The following is an 18,609-nucleotide window of genomic DNA, read 5'->3' as shown; positions in this document are numbered from 1 at the left end:
CAAGCCCAGCCCGCTCGGGGTCGATCCAGAAGGGTCGACCATCCGAGGAGCCGGGTTCCGCGCCGACGCTCGCCAAGCTGATTATCAGACGCCCCGGATGCTTGCCCATTCACTTCATCCGGAGATTGGTATCGAGGCGCGGAACCGCGAGCCTCCGGTCATTCCGCAACGGTCGGGTGCCCCCACTCGGGTAGGCGCACGGAACCGGCTCAGCCGCTCACGCCACCGGCTTCCAAAGTCCTGCCTGGGTCTTGCAGGCGACGCCCGTCGTCTTGACTGGCCGCGTTCCCGTAAGAAGCACGTGGGAATAGGCCCGGCAGTCCTGCGAGCCGACGCGGTAGACCTGCGTCGGCACCACCTCGCCGCTGTAGCCGTCGACGCTCCAGCGCACGGCCTCGCCGGCCGGGCTGAACTGCAGCGCCTGGAACTCCGCCTCCACGGCCTTCGTCCTCGCTTCGTCCGGCATCTGCGCGGCGAACGCGGTTTGCCCGACGAGGCCGCCCGCCAGGGCGACGGCGCCGGAGGAGACCGCAGCCGGGCTCGACGATGGTCCGAAGCTCAGGCAGCCGCCGAGAGGCAGCGTCGATAGGAGAACGGGGATGGCCGTTGCCAGTCTCATGCGCGAAGGTCCAGGAGCGGGAGGACGGGATGCCGAGGATCGAGCCTTGGGATGCTCTTCCGAACGCGCCGCTGTCAAGGATCGGACGGACGCGGTAGGCCGCAAATCGGCCCGGACGGGCGACCGGAGACGGGCGCCCGGCGCGTGTCTGGCGGCGGCCTATCTCATCCGCGGCAGAAAGACCTTTGCCGAAAGCCCTCCGAGGTCGGACCGACCGAGTTGCAGGGCGCCCCGATATTCGCCGACGATGTCGCGGACGATCGACAGGCCGAGGCCGCTGCCGGGCGTCGCCTCGTCGAGACGGCGGCCCCGCTTCAACGCTTCCCGGATCTCTTCTGTCGAGAGCCCCGGGCCGTCGTCCTCGACGGCGACGGAGAGCCGGTCCGGCCCCTCGGCCCGGCACGACAGCCGGATACGGCTTCCCGCCCACTTGCCGGCATTGTCGAGAAGATTGCCGACGGCCTCCTCGAGATCCTGTCGTTCGCCGGCAAAGATCAAATCGCCCGTCTCCAGTCCGTCGAACTCGACGTCGAGGCGCGGGTTCAGCTTGGCGATGACGCGGGCGAGGCGCTCCAGAACCTCCCGCACCGGAGTTCGAAACACGATACTCTGGCTCTGCGCCGCCATCCGCGCCCGGTCGAGATAATGCTGCACCTGGCTGCGCATCCGCTCCGCCTGTTCGGATACGACCCGGCCCTTCTCGGCATCCAAGCTCGCCGCCTCGTTGGTGAGGATCGCGATCGGCGTCTTCAGCGAATGGGCGAGATTGCCGACCTGGGTGCGCGAGCGCTCGACGATGCGGCGATTGTTGTCGATCAAGGCATTCATCTCGACGGCGAGCGGCTCGATCTCGACGGGAAAGCCGGTCTCCAGCCGCTCGGCTCGACCCTCGCGAATGGCGGCGAGCGAGCCGCGCACCCGGCCGAGCGGCCTCAGTGCGACGAGAATGACGACGACGTTGACGAGGACGGTCCCCAAGCCGACCGCGCCGAGATAGAGCAACAGCGTATGATCGAAATCCCTGATCTCGTCGAGAACGGAGGAGAGGCTGCCCATCACCCGGAAACGGGCGGTATGGTTCTCCGAATCGAGAACGACCTCGGTCTCCAGTACCGCGAGGGTCTCGCCGTTGAGGCCGGGCTCCTCGTAGGTGCGGCGATACATCTGATCGAAGGGAACCTCGGAGACCGGCGCCTGCGGAACCGTCAGCAGGACGAGGGAGGCCGAGGTCAGCCGCCCCGAGGTGTTGTCCGTCGCCGGAAGAACCTCCCAGTACCAGCCGGAGAGCGGCCGGGCATAGCGCAGATCGCCGAGGTCGGGATTGCCCCTGAGCCGGCCGCTCTCGTCGACGCTGACGGCGTTGACGAGATTGTAGAGCTGGGCGCCGAGCAGGTTCTCGAAGCCCTGGCGCGCCGTCCGCTCGTAGAGGGTCGAGATCAACGCTCCGACGACGAAGAGCGCGGCCACCGCCCACAGGCTGGTGAGCAGGATCACCCGGGCGGTCAGCGACCGCGGCAGGAGGCGCGTCTCCATGCGGGCGCCGGCCATGCTCGGCCCATGCTGGGACGAGAGCAGGCCGAGCCTCCTCCGGACCGATCGCTGGAGGCTCAGCTGTCGTCTCCTTCGGCCGCCATCCGATAGCCCTGGCCGCGGATGGTCTCGATCAGATCGGCCCCGAGCTTCTTGCGCAGTCGCCCGACGAACACCTCGATGGTATTGGAATCGCGGTCGAAATCCTGGTCGTAAAGATGCTCGATCAGCTCCGTGCGAGAGACCACGGCACCCTGGTGATGCATCAGATAGTCGAGCAGACGATGCTCGTGGGAGGTCAGCTTCAGCGGTCTGCCCGACACGGTGACCCGCGAAGTCCGGGTGTCGAGGCGAACGGGACCGCAGAGAATCTCCGCGGAGGCGTGGCCGGCGGCGCGGCGGATCAGCGCCCGCACCCGCGCCAGCACCTCTTCGACGTGGAACGGCTTGGTGACGTAGTCGTCGGCGCCCGCGTCGATGCCCGCGACCTTGTCGCTCCAGCGGTCTCTGGCGGTGAGGATGAGAACCGGCATCGTGCGGCCTTCGCGGCGCCAGCGCTCCAGGACGCTGATCCCGTCCATCTGCGGCAGGCCGATGTCGAGCACGATCAGGTCGTAGGGCTCGGTATCGCCGAGGAAATGGCCCTCTTCGCCGTCATAGGCGCGATCGACGACGTAGCCGGCGCCGGCCAGCGCTTCGGTCAGCTGGCGGTTGAGGGTCTCGTCGTCCTCGACGATCAGGATGCGCATCGCTTCGGCTCTTCCCTTCAGGCTCTCGCCGCAAATCCGGATCGGAGCATTCTGCGACGACCTCTGGACGAAAACGAGGCCGCCGAACGTCCTGTCCGACGCTCACGGCTTGATCGTGACGGTCTGCTTGCGCGGCCGTTCGTTGCCCTTGCCGGGAACGAGCACGGTGACGACGCAGACCGTCTGGCCGCCCTGGGTCTGGGTCGAGACGGAAAGCACCTGTCCGCCGGTCTGCCGCGCGGCTCGGCTCGCCGCCCCGGAGCAATCGGCCGCCGCCACCCGCGTCGGTGCATGCTGGCGATCTTGCCCGAACACGGCAACCGCTTCGCCGACAACATCTTCGCCGCCCACGTAGGCCATGGCCGGCTCAGCGGCCAGGCCGAATGCCACTGCGAGAGCCACGATCGTGCGAAGGAACGTCATTCTGGTCCAATCGAGAGTAAGGCCGATGTCTTCACCCCAACGAGAAGCTTCTATCAAGCCGCGGCTGAATGACGAATGAATGCCGAAGTCGGCCGAGCGTCCCCGAACAATAGGAAGCATCGGCGCGCGAGGATAGAGCGCGGGAACATACGCAATGGCTCATGCCGCACGCCACCTCGATTTCGGCTTCATGGGGAAAGGCGGCATCCTGCCTTCTTATGACCGACGACCTGGTTGTCCGAGCGGCATCGAGCGCAAGCAGCGGTCGATGCCAAGAACGCGCTGCCGGCCGCCGGTCTGTCACGACGGCCGCGAAAACGTCGCCCGGCGCGGCGTCCCGGCGCCCCAGACCGGGCTCACCTGCGCCACGCTCACCTCGAAGACCGCCGGCAGTCCGCCGAAGCGGGCAGCTTGCTCAGACGCCGAGATGGCAATCCGCGGTTCGGCGGTCTCGAACACCGCCGTCGTCCCCGTGCCGTCGTCGATCACCGCCCGATAGCGCTCAGCTTCTTCGCCGAGCGGCACTTCGACCGCCGCCCAGTTGTCGCCGCCGCTACGCGTGCGCCGGACCCAGCCGAGTTCGACCGCCCCGTCAGCCGCGAACCGCGCCGTCAGATGGACGGGCGAGAGAGGTCGCACCGAGCGTGTGCCGAGGGCATGACTCTGCGCGACGACGGAGGCGTCGTCCCGGCTTCGCCCGTATGGCTGGACGCGAAACTCGATGGACCGGCCGACCTCAGCCGCCTCGATGCCGAGTGAGGCGGCGGCGCCGTCGAGGAGAACGAACAGCGCGCCGACGGAGGCCCCGGCGGCCATGGCGTCCTCGGTGCCGCCCTGGGCTCTCAAGAGGCGAGAGAGGCGGAATTCGCCCGATGCGATTTCCTCGGCTCGTTCGAACTGCAGCACCTCGAACCCGCCGTCGTCGCATTGGACGGCGCAAAGATTGCCGCCGGCCAGCATCGAGGCGGGGGAAATCGACGCCAGGGCGCCCCTGGGAAGCGCAATGGTGATCGCATTGGCCGGATCGATCCTGCCCTCGGGGCCAGGCCGAAGTGCCGCTGTCAAACGCCCCAGCGTTCCGGGGCGGGCGACGCGCGTGCGCGTCTTCAACGTGCCGTCTTCGGAGAGGCTCGACACCTCGTAACCGGCGAAAGGCGACGCACTGACGGCGATGCGCGCTCCCGCAAAGCCGGCTTCCCCGGGTGGCAGAGGCAAGTCGAGAAAGGCGACGAAGGGCCGCGAGGCCAGCTTCGGCCGGCCGGAACCGAGATCCGGGATCGTGCCCGAGCCGCCCGAGCCGGCGCCCCGCATCGGCAGCCGCCGGGTGCTGACGCGGCTGGAGAGCCCCGTCTCGATGCGCGTCACCAGCCAGTCGCCGCTCCGCCCCTCGAGCGCCAGGACGTCGCCGACAGAGGGAGTAAGATCGCTTGCCGGCACGGCAAAATCGGCCACCTCGGTGACCGTGCCGCCATCGGCGAGCATGGCTGCCGCGAAGGCGCTCGCCTCCCCCTCGTCGAGGACCGCCGGAAAGCTGACGAGCCGCCGTCGCGGGGCGGGTACACTGGCCCGCATGGCTTCCGCGCTGCCCGGCTGATAGTCCCGCCAGGGATCGAGGAAGGACAGTGCCACCGCGTCGACCGTCTCCGCCGCCTCGGCGCGGCGCAATTCCACGAAGGGCTTGTCGTCCTCGTCGACGAAGGCGGTGATCGTCCCTTCGGCTCGCAGCCGGTCGAGCGAGCGGACGACCAGGGTGCCGTCCTCGACATGGGCAACGGCGCCGACCAGCCCGAAGAGGCTTTCCAGGGATTGCCGGGCGCTGTACGGACCGGTCTCGACCCAGCCGGTCAGCGTGGCTTCGAGACCGGAAAGATCGTGCGCCTCGATCCCGTGATCGCGCAGGATCGCCGCCACCAGCGCGTCGGCCGGGGCAGTTCCCAGCCTGCCCGTCAGCCAATGGCCGCGCCGCCAGTTCTCGCCGTCGCTCCAGACGTCGGTGAGGCCCGGAAAGGCCGGAAACGGCCGCGCGTCCCAGGTCCACAGGTGCGCCCTTATGTAGCAGATGCACCATCAAAACGGTAGGCGAAACAGCGGCCTAGCGCGATGATGCGGCATGACAAAGCACCGCGCAACCCGTACCGATTCCTACAAGCTGACAATCGCCGGATTGAAGACCAAGCGGGCAGAGAAAGCCGGCGAACGGTTGAAGGCCCTTGAGCACCTGGCAGCGATAGACCGCGACCTTGGCCACCTAGACGCCGTGCTCGCGATGTTCGGCGTAACCGACGCTCATACCATCCAGCCGCTACAACGGGCCACCACGCCGCGCGTTGGCCGCGCTGACGTTCAAGCTAGGCGAAGCGCCATCTTCGCCGTCATGCGCGAACGTGGCGCCGTGACGACCACGGAGATTGCAGAAGCAGTCACGCCGCTGTTCAAGCTGAACGACGAGCACGAGCCAGAGCCGCAAGCCGTCCTATCAGCCGTGCGCAAGATCCTCCACCGTATGGAGCACCATGGCGGTGTGAAGCGGGACGGATGGCGAGGGGATGCGAGGATGTGGCGGGCAGGGTAGGCAGGCAAGAAAGCCCAGCCGGAGCGGGGCTTTCTTTTATAAATTGTGTTCGAATTCTCGGACGCGATCGTTCAAGACGCAATCAAGTTCCAAGTTCCCAGTCTGAACTAAACCATTAGCTATTTTCACAGCCTGAGCATTAATCGCGTCGGCTTTTGAAAGTTTATCCTCTTTCCAAAGCCAGCAAGCAACACTGGCCCACTCCCACAATGGGCTACTGGTAGTGACACGAGCCACAGGAGCAGGGAAAGCTGCGCGTCGATTCCCTTTTGCGTACTGAGTAACGACGGCCCGGCTCATGTTAGCTCGGGTAGCTATGTCACTAAGGCTCACAAGAGGATCTGGTTCAATCCTATTAATTGTTCCACCGGCACGAACCACATCCGCGACCGCCGACGAAATAGCGTCAGAGATAGATTCAGCTTCTCGCGCAAAATCCACGATCGTATGGCCCTTTTGAAAGGAGACTAAAGCGTCGTCGCAGCCATGATCGTAGAAGCGGGATTCGTAGTCATCTGCGCTAGGGTCAAGACCAGAAGCGATAACACTAAATTCAAATGTTTTCATTGTCATGCTCCCTTAGTTGGTGTGGGCATCTATCTACCGCTCGGATTATTTGGCGAGCATGGACATCGCCATCTCGCGGGGTGCCGCTGACGCCAAATTGGCAGCCGTCGCGATCCGCTTGCGAACAAAACAAGCGACCCCAATGCCCCATTTTCCGAAAGGTCCATTTTTGTGATTCAGCGTACGCGACTGCATCCTCAACCTCCTTGTTGGGGTGCCTCGTTCTAACCGCCATTAGATGCTACCCAGGTAAGCAAGGCGTAAACAGATGTCAACACGAATCGGTTCCACGTGGTGTACGAGCGCCAAACGTGTGACATATACAACTCAACGCTGCCAATACCCACACCATGCCCGGCTGACCGGCGACAAAACCGCATTGCCGACCAGCGCGAAAGCGTTGGCGCCATTATCGCGGCGGCGGTGATCCTCGCACCATGCGGCGTTGGCGGCGTACTGGTGGAGGTACTTGTGCGACACGCCGTGGTGCTGGCCGCGCACCATGCGGCGGAGGCGGGAGAAGTAGGACTCGGCGTTGTTCGTGTGCTTGCCGTCGAAATCGCTGTAGGCTTCCGAGTGATTGATGCGGCCGGTCGGGAAGAACGCTTCAAGCACGTCCCAATGGGTGGCCTCGTCGGCATACATCTTGGCGCCCTTGGCGACCCACTGGCGGGCAAGCTCGACGCCCTCGTGTTCGAAGTTGCGAACAAAGGTCAGGGTGCGGCCAGCGCGCTCGCGAAGGGCGATGACAACGCGGCGGGTGCCGGTCTGATGTTCCTTCAAGCGGCGGTCCTTGCGGTCTTCCTTGCGGTTCTCAGGCTTGATCGAACCGCCGAAGTAGGCGCCATCGATCTCGACCTCGCCGTCGAGGGTGAATCCGGCGGTTTCGTTCGCCATGGCCTCGCGCAGCTTGTGGCAAAGCACGAAAGCCGTCTTGTACTGGCAATCGAGGTCGCGGCTCATCTGGAGAGCGGAGACGCCTTTGACGGCATTCACGAACAGCGCGATTGCTGCCAGGAGGTCGACAAAGCCCATCTTGCGGGAATGAAAGATCGTGCCGCTCGTCACCGAGAACTGATGATGACAAGCGGCGCACTTGAACCGGCGGCGGGTGGTAATCTCGTAGGTATCGACGCAGCCGCAGCGCGGGCAAACGGCCTTGCCACCAGTCTCAGCCCAACGGATTGCCTTGAACGTCTCGTAAGCCTTTTCCTCGCCGGCCTTGTAGATGGCGCGGAGAGAGAGGGTGCGGGCGGCTGCGGAGAGGAGGAAGTGTTGGGCCATCGTCATCGTTTCCAGTGCGTGTGCACTAGATATGATGACAAATTGTCATCGTGTCAAGAGCTTTTGCACCTTAAATGATGACATGCGCCCTATAATCGATTATACCGCTCCGACGTAAACTAGGAGCGAGAACCATGGTCGAACGGACGGACTGGGAAGAAAAGGCAAAGGGCATCATCCGGGGCGAAATGGCCCGGCGCGGCGTGACATATGCGCAGCTTGTCGAGCGGCTTCGCGAGATTGGAGTTGAAGAGAACGAGCGCAACCTACGGAATAAAGTCAGCCGAGGAAAATTCACGGCTGGGTTTCTATTGCAGATTTTATCTGCTCTAAAGATCGCAACTTTGTCCGTCGACTGAGATTCGCTCTTGGCTTCCATACAGGAAATGAAAGACGGGCTTGAAGCTGAAAAAGCTCAAGCTGCCGAGCTTGCCGATAAAGCTCTAAGTTCGATCGACACAGTTCTGAACGCGGCAAACTTCTGGCTTACATTCTTGTCTGTTGGCATCAGCGTTCTTGGCCTTATCGGCCTCGCGGTGGTCTGGTTTGGCGCACGGCGCGCAGCTGAAAAGATTGCCGAAGAGAGAATAAAGTCCTATATAGAAACTGCGGAAGGCAAAGCCTTCATCCAAGCGTCAATCGCCGAAGAGGTTGAAAAGCAGATCCGCGAGCGCACTTTGGTGATGGTAACACCGCCACAGCCGCAGCCTCAGGAAGACACATTCAAGCGAGACCCGAAAGAGCAACCAAAATGACTTCAATTCCGGCACGCATAAGGGCGCAGATCGATGATCTGCTTGCTGTCGCGCCTGTCGATATTGATCAGGTGGCGACTCGCTTGGGCTTGGCGATCTATGAGCGTAGCTTGCCAGAGGGCGTCTCTGGCATGATCGAGCGCAGTCCTACTTACGAGACGGAATCTGGCTTCGTTATCTTCGTTGATGACGGTGAAGCATACGTCCGCCAAAGGTTCACAGCAGCGCACGAGATCGGGCATTATGTGCTGCACCGTGATCGTATTGGCGAAGGCGTAACCGAAAATTATCTCCTTCGATCTGACCGACTCTCTAACTGGGTCGAGGTGCAAGCGAACCGGTTCGCCGCCGATCTTTTGATGCCGCTTCCGCTGATCGAGGCGTTGACTAAACAGGGATATACGTCGGTACCGGAATTGGCTCACAAGCTGCAGGTATCCGAGATCGCCATGGGCATCCGCCTCGGCCATCCAACATGATGCCGACATACGGTCAAATCCAAGACTACGTGAAGCGCGAGCACGGGTTTACACCACAGACGTGCTGGATCGCGCATGTGAAGTCAGAAATGGGTCTGCCAGTCAGATCTGCGCCTAACCGCCATAATGCCAATTCACGTGTGAAGCCTTGCCCGCCCAGCAAGTGGAAGGCCATCGAGGACGTCATCCGCTCGCTTGGTGCATCTGCTACATAAGGGCGCACAGGTGGATCGTATCCGCCGGCACCATCCGCCCGCCATAGACGGGCGAGATCGGATTGGCGGCATTGGAGAACCCCGCCGCTCCGGGCGTCCAGTGGTCGAGATGGGCTTCGAGGAAGCGTCGCTGGACGAGGTCGTCGCGGCTGCCGTCCGAGAAGTGCGGCAGGGCGCTCTCGGAAGATTTCGGATCGACGAAGAGGTTCGGCTGGTTGGCGCCCTTGTCGATCGCCGGGCAGCCGAGCTCGGTCAGCCAGATCGGCTTCGCCATCGGCACGAACGCCGTGGGCTCGGCGAGCTCGACGCCGCCCCGGCGCTCGAAATGCGGGTTCGACCACCAGGACACCAGGTCCTTGGGGCGGAACACCCAGGGCTTGCCATGAGCCCCGTCGGTGATCGGCGTGCGGATCTTCTCCGCCCGACCGGCCTCGCTGGCATAATACCAGTCGAAATACTCGCCGCCGGCGATGCCGGCCGCAAGGCCCTTGCGGTCGTAGATCGACGGCGCGCCGGTGTCTTCCTCGTCGCCCCGCCAGTCGGTGACCGGCAGATAGTCGTCGATGCCGATGGCGTCGATCGCCGGCGAGGCCCAGAGCGGGTCGAGATTGAAGAAGACGTCGCCGGAGCCGTCGTCGCGATGATAGCCGAAATATTCGCTCCAGTCGGCGGCATATGTCACGACGGCGTCCGGCAGGATTTCCTTCACCCCTGCGGCGATGGCGATCAGCCCCTCGACGAAGGGAAAGCGGCCCTCGTCGTCGCGGATGCGGGTCAGGCCGCGCAGTTCCGAGCCGATGACGAAGGCGTCGGCGCCCCCCCACCGCCGCCAGATGGGCGTGATGGAAGATCATCCGCCGATAGGACCATTCGTCTGGTCCGTGATAATTCACCCGGCTGCCCGAGACCGAAAAGTCCCCGGGTCCGGCCGTGCCGAGAAAAGCCGCGACGGCGGCGCGGGCAGCAGTGGTTCCGTCGGTACTGCCCGCCCGCCCCACCGCCACGTCGAGGCTGATCCGCCCGCGCCAGGGAAAGGCCGCCTGTTCGGCTTCGCCATGGGGATCGGGCAGGCCGTTGCCCGGGGGAACGTCCATGAGCAGGAACGGATAATGCGTGACCTTCAGCCCGCGGTCCTTGAGCGCTCGGATCGCCTGCAGGACGCCTGAGTCGCTCGGTGTGCCGCCAAAGGCGGGGCCACCGTCGAAGCGGGAGAGAACCTCGGCATTGCCGCGGCTGAGGCCGCTCACCCGCCAGTCTTTGTTCTCATGGCGGGCGTGGACCTCGACCTTCGGCCGGATCCGGCAATGGCCGGCCCTCAGATCATCGCCGAACCAGGAGACGACCAGCGCGGCCCGTTCGAGCTTCGGACAGAGCGCCCGGAGTTCGTCGATCGAGGCCTCGATGTCGCTGTCGCCGTAAAGGACGTTGCGGTTGATCAGCCGATCCTCGCCCTCGGCCAGTTCCTCGCGCACACGCCCCGGATCGAGCCCGTGTTCGCTCGCCCCCGGAATGACGGTGACCGCGCGGATCTCCTCCTCCAGCCGGCCGATCGGGCGCAGCACCTCGCAGCTTATCTGCGGGATCCGGTTGCCGTATCGCTCCAAAGCGAGGCGTTCGAAGACGAGATAGGCGAGACCGCGATAGGCGGGAGCCTTCCCCGCCCCCTGCTTCACCTCGATCAGCGGATCGGGCAGCTGCTCTTCGTCGCCGAGATAGACCCTGAGCTCGATGTCGGAGAGGTCCATCTCCTCGCCGTCGGCCCAGACCCGGCGAATGGCCGCGATCGGCCCCTCGCAGAGCCCGACCGCGACATTGCCGAAATAGCTGTAGGTGGTGACCTCGCTCGACTGTCCGCCCCCCTTGCCGCCCTGCCGTTCGGTCTCGGTCTCTTCCTCGAATCGGGTCGTCCACAAGACCTGTCCGGCCACCCGCGCGGTGCCGTAGACCCGGGCGATGCCGGCGCCCTCGTCGGCGGTCATCACCCGGCCGGCCTCGAGCCGCGGGCCCTCGTAATACGATGTCTGCGAAAACAGCGAACGATCGATCGCCGAGCCCGCCAGCGCCCCGGCGGCACGGCCGATCACCGCACCGATCGGGCCGCCGAAGAAACTGCCGATCACGGCGCCTGCCGCCTGAAGAACGATGGTCGCCACGATCTACTCCGGAAATCGGAAGGCACCGGCGATCCTGCCGCGCCAGCTGTTCGGCAGCGCCGTCGAGACGACGCTCGCGCCCTGATAGGCGTGGATGATGCGCCCACTTTCGTCGACGATAGCGCAATGGGTCGCCGGCGCGCCCGATCGCCAGCGAAACAAGAGGACGTCGCCGGGCAGGGCCTGTGACATGTCGACCGGCAAGAGATGCCGCTCCGCCGCCGCCATCAACCGGTCCGGCCCGGACCGAAGGCTCCAGGTCGTGGAATAGGCGCCGGGCTCCTCCGGCTCCACGCCGCGCAGCTCCCGCCAGATGCCGCGGATTAGCCCGAGACAGTCGCAGCCGATGCCCTTCGCCGAGCCCTGATGGCGATAGGGCGTACCGAGCCAGCTCCTGGCGCTCTCCAGCGCCCACGCCCGCATCGTCTCGCTCATGGCACCACCGGCGATCCGTCGTGGACGTCCCCCGACTTGGCCGCCTGAAGGCTGGCATCCGTACCGGGAATATGCGGAAAGCCGCGGAAGTTCAGGTGGTTGCCGAAGCGCTCGCGGCACGTCGAGAACAGCTTGTCGCAGCCCTGGACGAGGCGGAAGCGATCACCCGCCGCAATGGCGGCGACGATCGGCGACGACAGCGCGATGCGGACCCGGTCGGTCGTCGCCGTAACCGCCGAGGACACGTCGGCGGAAAGGCCCGTCGCCTCGCCGTCCAGCATCGTCAGCCGGCCATATCCGTAGCGGTCGGGCGGTGCCCCAAGGGACGTTTGCGTCACGAGCCATCCCTCGCCGGCGGAATGAACAGCGCATTCCACCGTGAAGGGCGGCTCCGACAGATCGAAGCGGCAGCGCGCATCGCCGAGGACCGCGTCGCAGCGCCGGCGATAGATCCGCCCGTGCACCGCGTCGAGCCTGGCGGCGACGCTCCTCAGCTCCGCCGTGAAGGCCGTCTCGCCGCGCCGCACCTCGCCGAGATCCGACAGGTCGATCCGCACATGCGCCTGCGGGTTCTGCCAGTCGACGACGAAGGTCTCGATCGTCGCGCCGTCGAACCGGCCGGCCGCGATGTCCGCCTCCTCGATGGAGGCTGCGGACAAGGCGCCCTCCACCTCGCCTGTCGTCGCACCGAGGCCGAGCGCGGCTTCCGCCTCGCTCGCGGTCAGGCCCGTCGCCGCCTCGAACCTCGTGCCGTCGAACTCCAGCGCCTCGTCGTGGTCGGTGACGCCGAGGACGAGACCGTCCTTCCGGGTCAGCCGCCAGCAATGGGCCAGCGTCGTCACCGGGCCTTCGACGGCGGCCGCGAGTTCGGCGGGGAGCGTCCTCATGGCCTCACCTCGATGAGCGGAATGGTCGGGATGTCGCCGGCCTCGAAGGCGGCGATGTTGACGGCGATCTGGTCGATGTCGAAGCGCACCGGCACGTCGAACTCGAAGCCTGCGGTGATCGCCGCGCCCACGGCGGGCGGGTCGGTGAAGCTGACGACACCGGTCACGGCGTCGATCGATAGCCCCGCCGCCGTCTCGGCCCCGCCGACGGCAATCCTCACCGAGCCGGCGACAGGCTTTTCAATCGGCCGGTGATAGGCGCCTTCGCCACTGCCATAGATCTTCACGAGCGGGAATTTCCGCGTCTCGCCGTCGCCCGTGCCGATCGCCTGGTCGGTCGGCGAGACGGCCATGCCGAAGCGCGCCGACGCATGGTCCAGCGGGTCGCGAAACCGGAAACCGGTCAGCCGGCCGCGCATCGCCTCGAAGAAATCGACCACGAGGGCGAGGTCGGCGAGACTCTTCAGCCCCGAGCCGGCATCGTATCGGCGCACGGAGCGGGAGAAGCGCTGGTTGCGCTTTTCGAAGCCGGTCGACAGCCGGACGATGTCGGTGCGCCGCTCCGGCCCGCCGCTGGTGCCGAAGGCGATCCGCAGGGGAAAGCGCTCTTCGCTGAAGGCGACGATCGCCATGGTCAAAGGCCCCTTCGCCCGCGGGATGCCGCCCTGGTCAGCATCGCCTGGATCTGCGCCTCGGCGCGTCTGAAGCTCGGGGCGTCCGGGGTCGAGACGTTGAAGACGATCGTCGACCCGCCCTGCCCGCGCGGCGCGGCGACGCCGAGCGTCCCGTCGGCCCCGCGCGACAGCGGGAGGATCGCCTCGGCCCCGGCCTCGCCCATCAGCCCGACCCGGCCGCCGGCCGGAAAATAGCTCGGCGCCGCGACGACCCCACCCTTGGCGAATGGCAGGACGCCGCCGCCCCCGCCATCGCCCGCGCCGCCGCCGCCAAGGGCCGAGAACAGCTGGCCGACGGCGTTCGAGGCGAGATTGCCCAGCGGCTTCAGCGCCGCGTCGAGCGCGATCGTCGAGAGCCTTGCGGCGAGCTGTTGCAGCACGCTCTCGAAGGAGCGTCCCCCTGTGACGGCGCCCGCGAAGGCCGACGTCAAGGCCGAGCCGAACCGGTCGGCCTTGCCGGAAAGGTCGGAGAGCGCCTTGTCGAGGCCGCTGGTGTCCGCCTTGATCGCGACGGTGAAGGTCTCGTCCTCGTCCATGATTGCGTTCCCGGTGAAAGAAGTGTCATGAGCCTTGCCGGTCGGCGTCGGGAAAGCGGCGCATCAGCCCGAACAACTCGGCGGGCGAAGGCGCGGCCGCGCCGACCTGGCGAGGCGGCGAAAGCGCGCTGGAAAGTTCGCGCGGAGTCATCGTCCAGAAGGCCTCGGGAGACAGCCGCAAAACGCCGAAGCCCACGGCCATCGCCTCGTCCCATGGAAAGGCCGCGGGTCCATCCGTCTGAGGCCGCCCGCTGCCCGCAAGCGCGCCCTCAGGCGCGCCGTTCAAGGGTTTGCGTTGCCCTTGCCGGCCGCCTCCCCGTCTCCACCGAAAGCTGCCGCCAGAAGCTCGACGGCGATCGCCGCCGCTCCCGCCGCCGCGCCCTCGAAGTGCATCGCCGCAACCTCCGCGTCCGACACCGCCTCGCCCGCGCCGCGCAAGCCCGCCCCGACGATCCGCGTCAGATCGCGGGCCGAAAGCTTCCCGCCGCGAAAGCGACTGGCGAGTTCGCCGAGATTGTCGGCGGAAAAGGCGTCTTCCAGTTCGGCCAGCGCACCGAGCGTCAGGCACAAGCGCCGCTCCCGGCCGTCGATGATGGCGGCGACTTCGCCCCGCCGGCGATTGACGGCCATGGTCAGATCGCCTCGAAGGTCAGGGCGCCGGCCGATTCCAGCGTCGCCTCGAAGGTCACCTCGCCGTCGTGCTCGCCGCCATATTCGAGCGACGTCACCTGGAACGGCCCGGTCACCTTGCCGAAGTCCGGGATCACCGCCTGGAAGGCCGCAATCCGCGATTCGAAGAACACCTGCCGGAGCGTCGCGTCCGAGGCAGCGTCCTTGAAGATGCCGGCGCCCGACAGCGCCGCGCGTTGCACCCCCGCTCCGCCGAGAAGCTCCCGCCAGCGCCCGGCGCTTTCGGAATCGGTGATGTCGACCGTCTCGGCATTGAAGGCGATCCGCCGGCTTCTCAGGCCGGCGATCGTGGTGAAACTGCCGTCCCCGTCCGCGTCGATCTTGAGGAGGAGATCCTTGCCTTTTTGCGCGCTCATCCGTGCGTCCCGTTCAAGCTGTGGTGGACACGGCGACATCCCGCCGCGGCAACGAAAAAGGGCGGCCCGATAAGGACCGCCCTGAAAGATCGTTCGATGTCTGGCCGAGAATGGGCCAGCAGGCTTCAACCGCGCTCCTTCACTCAGCGCGTCTCTAAACGTCCGCAGCCCTTGCCGCTCTCCTCAGGCAAGCGGCTCGGTCACCGCGCGGAACCTCAGGATGCCGTGATAGGCCGCGCTGTCGGGCTCGCGCCGCGCTTCGGCAAATTGCAGCCGAAGGTTCACCAGATGGTGCCCTTCCATCGGCAGCGTCGCGTCGTTGAGCTTTTCGGCAACCTTGTCCATGATCGCGTAGGTTTCGGCCTTGCCGCCACCCTTCGCCCAGACATGCAGGGTGAGGATGTGCTCGGCCCCGTCCTCGCTGCCGGTCGACCAGTCGACCACCGCCGTCCGGCCGAGGGTCAGATAGGGGAAGTTCGCCCGCTCGGGCCGGCGGTCGAAGACCTTCGGTCCGCCGAGCAGCGCCGTCAGCGACGGATCGGAGGTCAGCGCGGAAAAAATCGACTGCTGGAGTTCAGCGCTCGGATGCGCCATCGCTTTCGCCCTCCTTCACTTGCCAGTGCACGTCGCCAGCGTTCACTTTGCTTGTCACCGTGAAACATAACTCGAAATGGTTTCCCCGTCTTCGGGTTCAACGAGCGAATTTTTAACTTTTTCGCGACCTTCGCGAATCGAGCGGCGACTTGCCGCCGAGACCTGCATCGGCCCCGAAGGGATCCGCCAGGAGAGCCCGGCCGGCCGGCGTCCGCGCAAGGTTCGAGGTGCGCGGCAGGTCGCCGGCGCGCTTCGGCGCATTCCCCTCCCTCGCCCGCCCGAGCCCCTCCTCGACGAGCTGCCGAAAACTCTTGCGCAGCCGCTTCTGCCGGACGCTCGCCGTCAGCCGCATGGACATCAGCGCTCCTCCTCGCAGCGGCAGACGAGATAGCGCCGGCTTTCGTCCGGATCGTGGACCGACAGAATAATCAGCCGCCGCCCGCCGAGCCGGAACGACATGCCCCGTTCGACGACATCGTTCGCCCGGCAGAGCACCCGATGCGTCACGGTAGCCTCGCGCTGGTCGAAGCGCTCTCGCGAGGCGACGGACAAGGGCTCGATGCGCACCGAGAGCTCGCGCAGCTCCTGCCAGCCCGTCTCGCCGCCGCCCGCGCCGTCCGCAGCGACGACCGGCTCGTCCAGCGCGACGCGGCGATTGAAGACTCCCGGATCGAGAAACAAGGGCGCCATCAGATCCGCACCCGCCGATAGGGGGCGATCAGCCGATCGGCGAGCGCCGGCCGCAGCGCCGGCTGCATCCCCGGCTCGACCAGCGCCCGCGCCTCGTAGCTCGCCGCAACGATCGACTTCAGTGCCAGAAGAAGATCCGCCGGGCACTCGCCGGCCGCTAACCCGGCGGTGAATTCGATCTCGACGCCGTTCGCCGCCGCGTCGATGACGGCGCCTGCCAGCCGGAAGCAGTCGGTCCCCCGCGGCCGCTCGGCGACCGCCTCCGCCGCGGTGAACGCCACCGGGTTCCCCGAAGCGTCATAGGCAGTGACGCTCTCGACCGCGACCAGCGGCCGCCGCGTCGCCTCCACCCAGCCGCCGCGCGGCACCGGATCGAGCGCCAGGCGAAAGCTGCGGGCGACGAGCGCCAGCCCCGTCTCGCGCTCGATCGCCTCGCGAGCGGCGGAAATGAGGCCTGATATCAGCCCGTCCTCGTCGTCGCGCTCGATCCGCGCCCAGGCCTTCGCCTCGGCGAGCGCCAGCGGCTCGGCTGACAGGCCGAGGTCGATCGTCGTCATCGTCGCTCTCCAGAAATGAGAAAGGCCCGGCGGGTCGCGCCGGGCCTCTGTTCGGGTCGGTTCCTCAGGAACGGCTCCCCGAGCCTCGATCAGGCCGAGAAATCGAGCAGCTTGGCCGCATCGAAGTCCTGGATGCCGCCGCCCACCCGCTTGGTCGTGTAGAACAGGACGTAGGGCTTGGCGGAATAGGGATCGCGCAGCACCCGCACGCCCTGCCGGTCGACGACGAGGTAGAAGCGGGAGAAGTCGCCGAAGGCGATGGCCGAGACGCCCGCCGCGATGTCCGGCATCTCCTCGGCCTCGACGATGGGAAAGCCCATCAGCGTCGCCCGCCCTCCGGCCGAGGCCGGCGGCAGCCAGAGATAGTTGCCGTCCTCGTCCTTCAGCTTGCGCACCGCCGCCTGGCTGCGCCGGTTCATCACGAAGCTGGCGTTCTGGCGATAGCCGGCCTTCAGCGCATAGACGAGGTCGATCAGCGCATCGGCCGCCTCGCCCTCGACGAAGCCGCCGTCGGCGCCGGTCGACACCGTCCCGACCTTGCCCCAGGCCCAGGCGCTCTCGTCGGCCCTGGTATAGGTCATGAAGCCCTTCGGCTTGGCGACGCCGTCGCCATTGACGAAAGCCGCGCCCTCCTGGGCGGCGAAGGCCTGCTCGACCTCCTCGCCGATCCAGCGGTCGATGTCGACGGCAGCGTCGTCGAGCAGCGCCGCCGTCGCCGCCGGCATGGCGTAGAGCTCCATGGTCGGAAAGGTCAGCTCGGCGAGCTGCGGCGCATCCGTCTGGCTTCGCACCGCCGTCTCGCTGACCCAGCCGCTTTCGGCACCCGAAATCGCGAAGGGCTTCTTCAGCACCGCCGTCGAAACCGTCCGCACCGAGGCGATCGAGCGGATCGGCGAGATCGAAGCCAGCCGACGGCCGATTTCCGTCTCGGTCTCGTCCGGCACCAGGAAACCGCCATCGGCCCCCGTCAGGCTCGACATCGCCTTTTCCTCGAAGCGCCGCAGCGCCGCCTCGTCGCCGCCGCGGACGTAGCGTTCGAAGGCGCCCTTGTGCTCGCTCGCCGCCTCGCTGCGCCGCGCCGGCTCCTCCCTGCCGAGCGCCGGGCGCATGCCCTTCAGCGTCAGCCGCTCTATCGTCTGCTTCTGCGCATCGAGGGCGGCGGCGATCCGGTCGACCTTGTCGCTGGTCACGACGTCGCTCGCCATGCGCTTTTCGAATTCCTCGAGACGCGTGTCGTTCGCCTCGCGGAAGCCCTCGAAGAGCCGCATCATCTCGTCCTGCAGGCCCCGCACCTCCGGGGTGACCGTCTTCGTCTCGAAGCCGGCGCGCGCCGTTTCGTCCATGTCGTTCTCCTGTTTTGATGGGATCTGCGGATTGATGCGAGCGGGCTCAGGCGATGACCGTCAGCCGCGCTTTCGCCTGCATCGGGAAGGTCACGAGGGAGATCTCCCAGAGATCGACCGTGACGAGACGCCGCCTCGCGCCGCCGCTGCCCCGCCGGGCGAGCCGGGTGCGAAAGCCGATCGACAGGCCGTCGATCGCCCCCGCCGCCACGAGCGCTGCCGCCTCTCGCCCACCGGCCGTGTCGAGGGCGAATTCGCCCGTGACCTTCAGCCCGATGCGGTCCTCGGCGATCGCGATCCAGCGGCCGACCGGCCTTGCCGGATCGTGCTGCCAGAGCATGCGAACCTCGCTCGCCCGCCGGCCGATCAGCGAGGCGGCGAAGGCCCCCGGCTCGATCCGGTCGCCGGACAGATCGACCTCGCCGAAGATCGCGGCGTAGCCCGAAAAGCGTGCCGGCGGCGGCATACGGACGGCTGTGATTGGCGCGGCCGGGCGACCGT

At 66.4% G+C, this 18,609-nt stretch carries 24 protein-coding genes and 1 pseudogene; 4 read left to right on the top strand and 21 right to left on the bottom strand.

The genetic code is table 11. The features are described 5' to 3' along the window. Window positions 1-217 precede the first annotated feature (217 nt). The 5 genes from GTK09_RS01470 to GTK09_RS01450 form a co-directional block, all read right to left on the bottom strand. Complete coding sequence (locus GTK09_RS01470; RefSeq protein ID WP_163460700.1) at window positions 218-619, bottom strand: hypothetical protein; 402 nt, start codon at window positions 617-619, stop codon at window positions 218-220. Between the two features lie 159 nt (window positions 620-778). Continuing rightward, on the bottom strand, window positions 779-2,167 hold the full coding sequence (locus GTK09_RS01465) for an ATP-binding protein (protein ID WP_163460699.1): 1,389 nt from the start codon (window positions 2,165-2,167) through the stop codon (window positions 779-781). A gap of 59 nt (window positions 2,168-2,226) precedes the next feature. After that, window positions 2,227-2,898, bottom strand: coding sequence for a response regulator transcription factor (locus GTK09_RS01460; protein WP_163460698.1), 672 nt, complete (start codon window positions 2,896-2,898; stop codon window positions 2,227-2,229). Window positions 2,899-3,000: 102 nt separating this feature from the next. Next, complete coding sequence (locus tag GTK09_RS01455; protein ID WP_163460697.1) at window positions 3,001-3,321, bottom strand: hypothetical protein; 321 nt, start codon at window positions 3,319-3,321, stop codon at window positions 3,001-3,003. A gap of 300 nt (window positions 3,322-3,621) precedes the next feature. Continuing rightward, window positions 3,622-5,232 carry a phage tail protein gene (locus GTK09_RS01450; protein WP_163460696.1) on the bottom strand — a complete coding sequence of 537 codons (1,611 nt, stop codon included), beginning with the start codon at window positions 5,230-5,232 and terminating at the stop codon, window positions 3,622-3,624. Window positions 5,233-5,431: 199 nt separating this feature from the next. On the opposite strand from GTK09_RS01450, the gene GTK09_RS01445 reads away from it, so the two are divergent. After that, complete coding sequence (locus GTK09_RS01445) at window positions 5,432-5,893, top strand: hypothetical protein (RefSeq protein ID WP_163460695.1); 462 nt, start codon at window positions 5,432-5,434, stop codon at window positions 5,891-5,893. Between the two features lie 36 nt (window positions 5,894-5,929). Here the strand turns inward: GTK09_RS01445 and GTK09_RS01440 are convergent, their stop codons facing one another. Continuing rightward, window positions 5,930-6,460, bottom strand: a complete 531-nt coding sequence (locus tag GTK09_RS01440) for a hypothetical protein (protein WP_163460694.1) — start codon at window positions 6,458-6,460, stop codon at window positions 5,930-5,932. A gap of 327 nt (window positions 6,461-6,787) precedes the next feature. Beyond that, window positions 6,788-7,744 carry an IS1595 family transposase gene (locus GTK09_RS01435; RefSeq protein ID WP_163460693.1) on the bottom strand — a complete coding sequence of 319 codons (957 nt, stop codon included), beginning with the start codon at window positions 7,742-7,744 and terminating at the stop codon, window positions 6,788-6,790. A 134-nt stretch (window positions 7,745-7,878) separates the two neighbouring features. Here GTK09_RS01435 and GTK09_RS01430 point away from each other — a divergent pair, with 134 nt between their 5' ends. The 3 genes from GTK09_RS01430 to GTK09_RS01420 are packed head-to-tail and all read left to right on the top strand — an operon-like array spanning window position 7,879 to window position 8,978. Further along, a complete protein-coding gene (locus tag GTK09_RS01430; RefSeq protein WP_163460692.1) occupies window positions 7,879-8,103 on the top strand; it encodes a DUF6471 domain-containing protein in 225 nt (74 codons plus the stop codon). A gap of 9 nt (window positions 8,104-8,112) precedes the next feature. Then, on the top strand, window positions 8,113-8,499 hold the full coding sequence (locus tag GTK09_RS01425) for a hypothetical protein (protein ID WP_163460691.1): 387 nt from the start codon (window positions 8,113-8,115) through the stop codon (window positions 8,497-8,499). Further along, on the top strand, window positions 8,496-8,978 hold the full coding sequence (locus GTK09_RS01420) for an ImmA/IrrE family metallo-endopeptidase (RefSeq protein ID WP_163460690.1): 483 nt from the start codon (window positions 8,496-8,498) through the stop codon (window positions 8,976-8,978). The genes GTK09_RS01425 and GTK09_RS01420 overlap by 4 nt, the downstream gene beginning before the upstream one ends. 222 nt (window positions 8,979-9,200) lie before the next feature. On the opposite strand, the pseudogene GTK09_RS28235 reads toward GTK09_RS01420, so the two are convergent. The 14 genes and pseudogenes from GTK09_RS28235 to GTK09_RS01350 form a co-directional block, all read right to left on the bottom strand. After that, window positions 9,201-11,346, bottom strand: a pseudogene (locus GTK09_RS28235) (baseplate multidomain protein megatron); the annotation flags it as partial. Between the two features lie 3 nt (window positions 11,347-11,349). After that, complete coding sequence (locus GTK09_RS01410) at window positions 11,350-11,781, bottom strand: NlpC/P60 family protein (protein WP_163460689.1); 432 nt, start codon at window positions 11,779-11,781, stop codon at window positions 11,350-11,352. Continuing rightward, window positions 11,778-12,668, bottom strand: coding sequence for a phage/gene transfer agent baseplate hub protein (locus GTK09_RS01405; RefSeq protein ID WP_163460688.1), 891 nt, complete (start codon window positions 12,666-12,668; stop codon window positions 11,778-11,780). The genes GTK09_RS01410 and GTK09_RS01405 overlap by 4 nt, the downstream gene beginning before the upstream one ends. Continuing rightward, entirely contained in the window at window positions 12,665-13,300 is a 636-nt protein-coding gene (locus tag GTK09_RS01400; RefSeq protein WP_163460687.1) for a DUF2460 domain-containing protein, read from the bottom strand. The genes GTK09_RS01405 and GTK09_RS01400 overlap by 4 nt, the downstream gene beginning before the upstream one ends. A gap of 2 nt (window positions 13,301-13,302) precedes the next feature. Then, entirely contained in the window at window positions 13,303-13,878 is a 576-nt protein-coding gene (locus GTK09_RS01395) for a phage tail tape measure protein (RefSeq protein WP_203560834.1), read from the bottom strand. A 25-nt stretch (window positions 13,879-13,903) separates the two neighbouring features. Then, window positions 13,904-14,164: a rcc01693 family protein gene (locus GTK09_RS01390; RefSeq protein WP_376767929.1), complete on the bottom strand. Its 261-nt coding sequence runs from the start codon at window positions 14,162-14,164 to the stop codon at window positions 13,904-13,906. Continuing rightward, window positions 14,161-14,508 (bottom strand): gene transfer agent family protein, encoded by a 348-nt coding sequence (locus GTK09_RS01385; protein WP_163460685.1) that lies wholly within the window; start codon window positions 14,506-14,508, stop codon window positions 14,161-14,163. The genes GTK09_RS01390 and GTK09_RS01385 overlap by 4 nt, the downstream gene beginning before the upstream one ends. 2 nt (window positions 14,509-14,510) lie before the next feature. Further along, window positions 14,511-14,924: a phage major tail protein, TP901-1 family gene (locus tag GTK09_RS01380; protein ID WP_163460684.1), complete on the bottom strand. Its 414-nt coding sequence runs from the start codon at window positions 14,922-14,924 to the stop codon at window positions 14,511-14,513. 183 nt (window positions 14,925-15,107) lie between these two features. Continuing rightward, a complete protein-coding gene (locus GTK09_RS01375; protein ID WP_163460683.1) occupies window positions 15,108-15,518 on the bottom strand; it encodes a DUF3168 domain-containing protein in 411 nt (136 codons plus the stop codon). Window positions 15,519-15,630: 112 nt separating this feature from the next. Next, on the bottom strand, window positions 15,631-15,876 hold the full coding sequence (locus GTK09_RS01370; RefSeq protein ID WP_163460682.1) for a hypothetical protein: 246 nt from the start codon (window positions 15,874-15,876) through the stop codon (window positions 15,631-15,633). Beyond that, window positions 15,876-16,208: a phage head closure protein gene (locus tag GTK09_RS01365; protein ID WP_163460681.1), complete on the bottom strand. Its 333-nt coding sequence runs from the start codon at window positions 16,206-16,208 to the stop codon at window positions 15,876-15,878. Before GTK09_RS01365 ends, GTK09_RS01370 begins: the two co-directional genes overlap by 1 nt. Then, the gene (locus GTK09_RS01360; RefSeq protein ID WP_163460680.1) at window positions 16,208-16,765 is read right to left on the bottom strand and encodes a head-tail connector protein; all 558 of its coding nucleotides are present in this window, start codon (window positions 16,763-16,765) and stop codon (window positions 16,208-16,210) included. Before GTK09_RS01360 ends, GTK09_RS01365 begins: the two co-directional genes overlap by 1 nt. 89 nt (window positions 16,766-16,854) lie before the next feature. Next, a complete protein-coding gene (locus tag GTK09_RS01355; RefSeq protein ID WP_163460679.1) occupies window positions 16,855-18,108 on the bottom strand; it encodes a phage major capsid protein in 1,254 nt (417 codons plus the stop codon). Between the two features lie 46 nt (window positions 18,109-18,154). Then, the gene (locus tag GTK09_RS01350; RefSeq protein ID WP_163460678.1) at window positions 18,155-18,574 is read right to left on the bottom strand and encodes an HK97 family phage prohead protease; all 420 of its coding nucleotides are present in this window, start codon (window positions 18,572-18,574) and stop codon (window positions 18,155-18,157) included. Window positions 18,575-18,609 lie beyond the last annotated feature (35 nt).

This window comes from Jiella pacifica (assembly GCF_010500815.1).
Lineage (GTDB): Bacteria > Pseudomonadota > Alphaproteobacteria > Rhizobiales > Rhizobiaceae > Jiella > Jiella pacifica.
This window is presented reverse-complemented; position numbering and strand designations above follow the sequence as displayed.

Bases quoted from the DNA above. Each gene is read 5' to 3' on its own strand.
- GTK09_RS01350 (WP_163460678.1), bottom strand. From the start codon at position 18,574: ATGCCGCCGCCGGCACGCTTTTCGGGCTACGCCGCGATCTTCGGCGAG.
- GTK09_RS01360 (WP_163460680.1), bottom strand. From the start codon at position 16,765: ATGACGACGATCGACCTCGGCCTGTCAGCCGAGCCGCTGGCGCTCGCC.
- GTK09_RS01400 (WP_163460687.1), bottom strand. From the start codon at position 13,300: ATGGCGATCGTCGCCTTCAGCGAAGAGCGCTTTCCCCTGCGGATCGCC.
- GTK09_RS01355 (WP_163460679.1), bottom strand. From the start codon at position 18,108: ATGGACGAAACGGCGCGCGCCGGCTTCGAGACGAAGACGGTCACCCCG.
- GTK09_RS01405 (WP_163460688.1), bottom strand. From the start codon at position 12,668: ATGAGGACGCTCCCCGCCGAACTCGCGGCCGCCGTCGAAGGCCCGGTG.
- GTK09_RS01445 (WP_163460695.1), top strand. From the start codon at position 5,432: ATGACAAAGCACCGCGCAACCCGTACCGATTCCTACAAGCTGACAATC.
- GTK09_RS01435 (WP_163460693.1), bottom strand. From the start codon at position 7,744: ATGGCCCAACACTTCCTCCTCTCCGCAGCCGCCCGCACCCTCTCTCTC.
- GTK09_RS01395 (WP_203560834.1), bottom strand. From the start codon at position 13,878: ATGGACGAGGACGAGACCTTCACCGTCGCGATCAAGGCGGACACCAGC.
- GTK09_RS01420 (WP_163460690.1), top strand. From the start codon at position 8,496: ATGACTTCAATTCCGGCACGCATAAGGGCGCAGATCGATGATCTGCTT.
- GTK09_RS01370 (WP_163460682.1), bottom strand. From the start codon at position 15,876: ATGTCCATGCGGCTGACGGCGAGCGTCCGGCAGAAGCGGCTGCGCAAG.
- GTK09_RS01430 (WP_163460692.1), top strand. From the start codon at position 7,879: ATGGTCGAACGGACGGACTGGGAAGAAAAGGCAAAGGGCATCATCCGG.
- GTK09_RS01465 (WP_163460699.1), bottom strand. From the start codon at position 2,167: ATGGCCGGCGCCCGCATGGAGACGCGCCTCCTGCCGCGGTCGCTGACC.
- GTK09_RS01410 (WP_163460689.1), bottom strand. From the start codon at position 11,781: ATGAGCGAGACGATGCGGGCGTGGGCGCTGGAGAGCGCCAGGAGCTGG.
- GTK09_RS01365 (WP_163460681.1), bottom strand. From the start codon at position 16,208: ATGGCGCCCTTGTTTCTCGATCCGGGAGTCTTCAATCGCCGCGTCGCG.
- GTK09_RS01460 (WP_163460698.1), bottom strand. From the start codon at position 2,898: ATGCGCATCCTGATCGTCGAGGACGACGAGACCCTCAACCGCCAGCTG.
- GTK09_RS01440 (WP_163460694.1), bottom strand. From the start codon at position 6,460: ATGAAAACATTTGAATTTAGTGTTATCGCTTCTGGTCTTGACCCTAGC.
- GTK09_RS01470 (WP_163460700.1), bottom strand. From the start codon at position 619: ATGAGACTGGCAACGGCCATCCCCGTTCTCCTATCGACGCTGCCTCTC.
- GTK09_RS01375 (WP_163460683.1), bottom strand. From the start codon at position 15,518: ATGGCGCATCCGAGCGCTGAACTCCAGCAGTCGATTTTTTCCGCGCTG.
- GTK09_RS01455 (WP_163460697.1), bottom strand. From the start codon at position 3,321: ATGACGTTCCTTCGCACGATCGTGGCTCTCGCAGTGGCATTCGGCCTG.
- GTK09_RS01385 (WP_163460685.1), bottom strand. From the start codon at position 14,508: ATGGCCGTCAATCGCCGGCGGGGCGAAGTCGCCGCCATCATCGACGGC.
- GTK09_RS01380 (WP_163460684.1), bottom strand. From the start codon at position 14,924: ATGAGCGCGCAAAAAGGCAAGGATCTCCTCCTCAAGATCGACGCGGAC.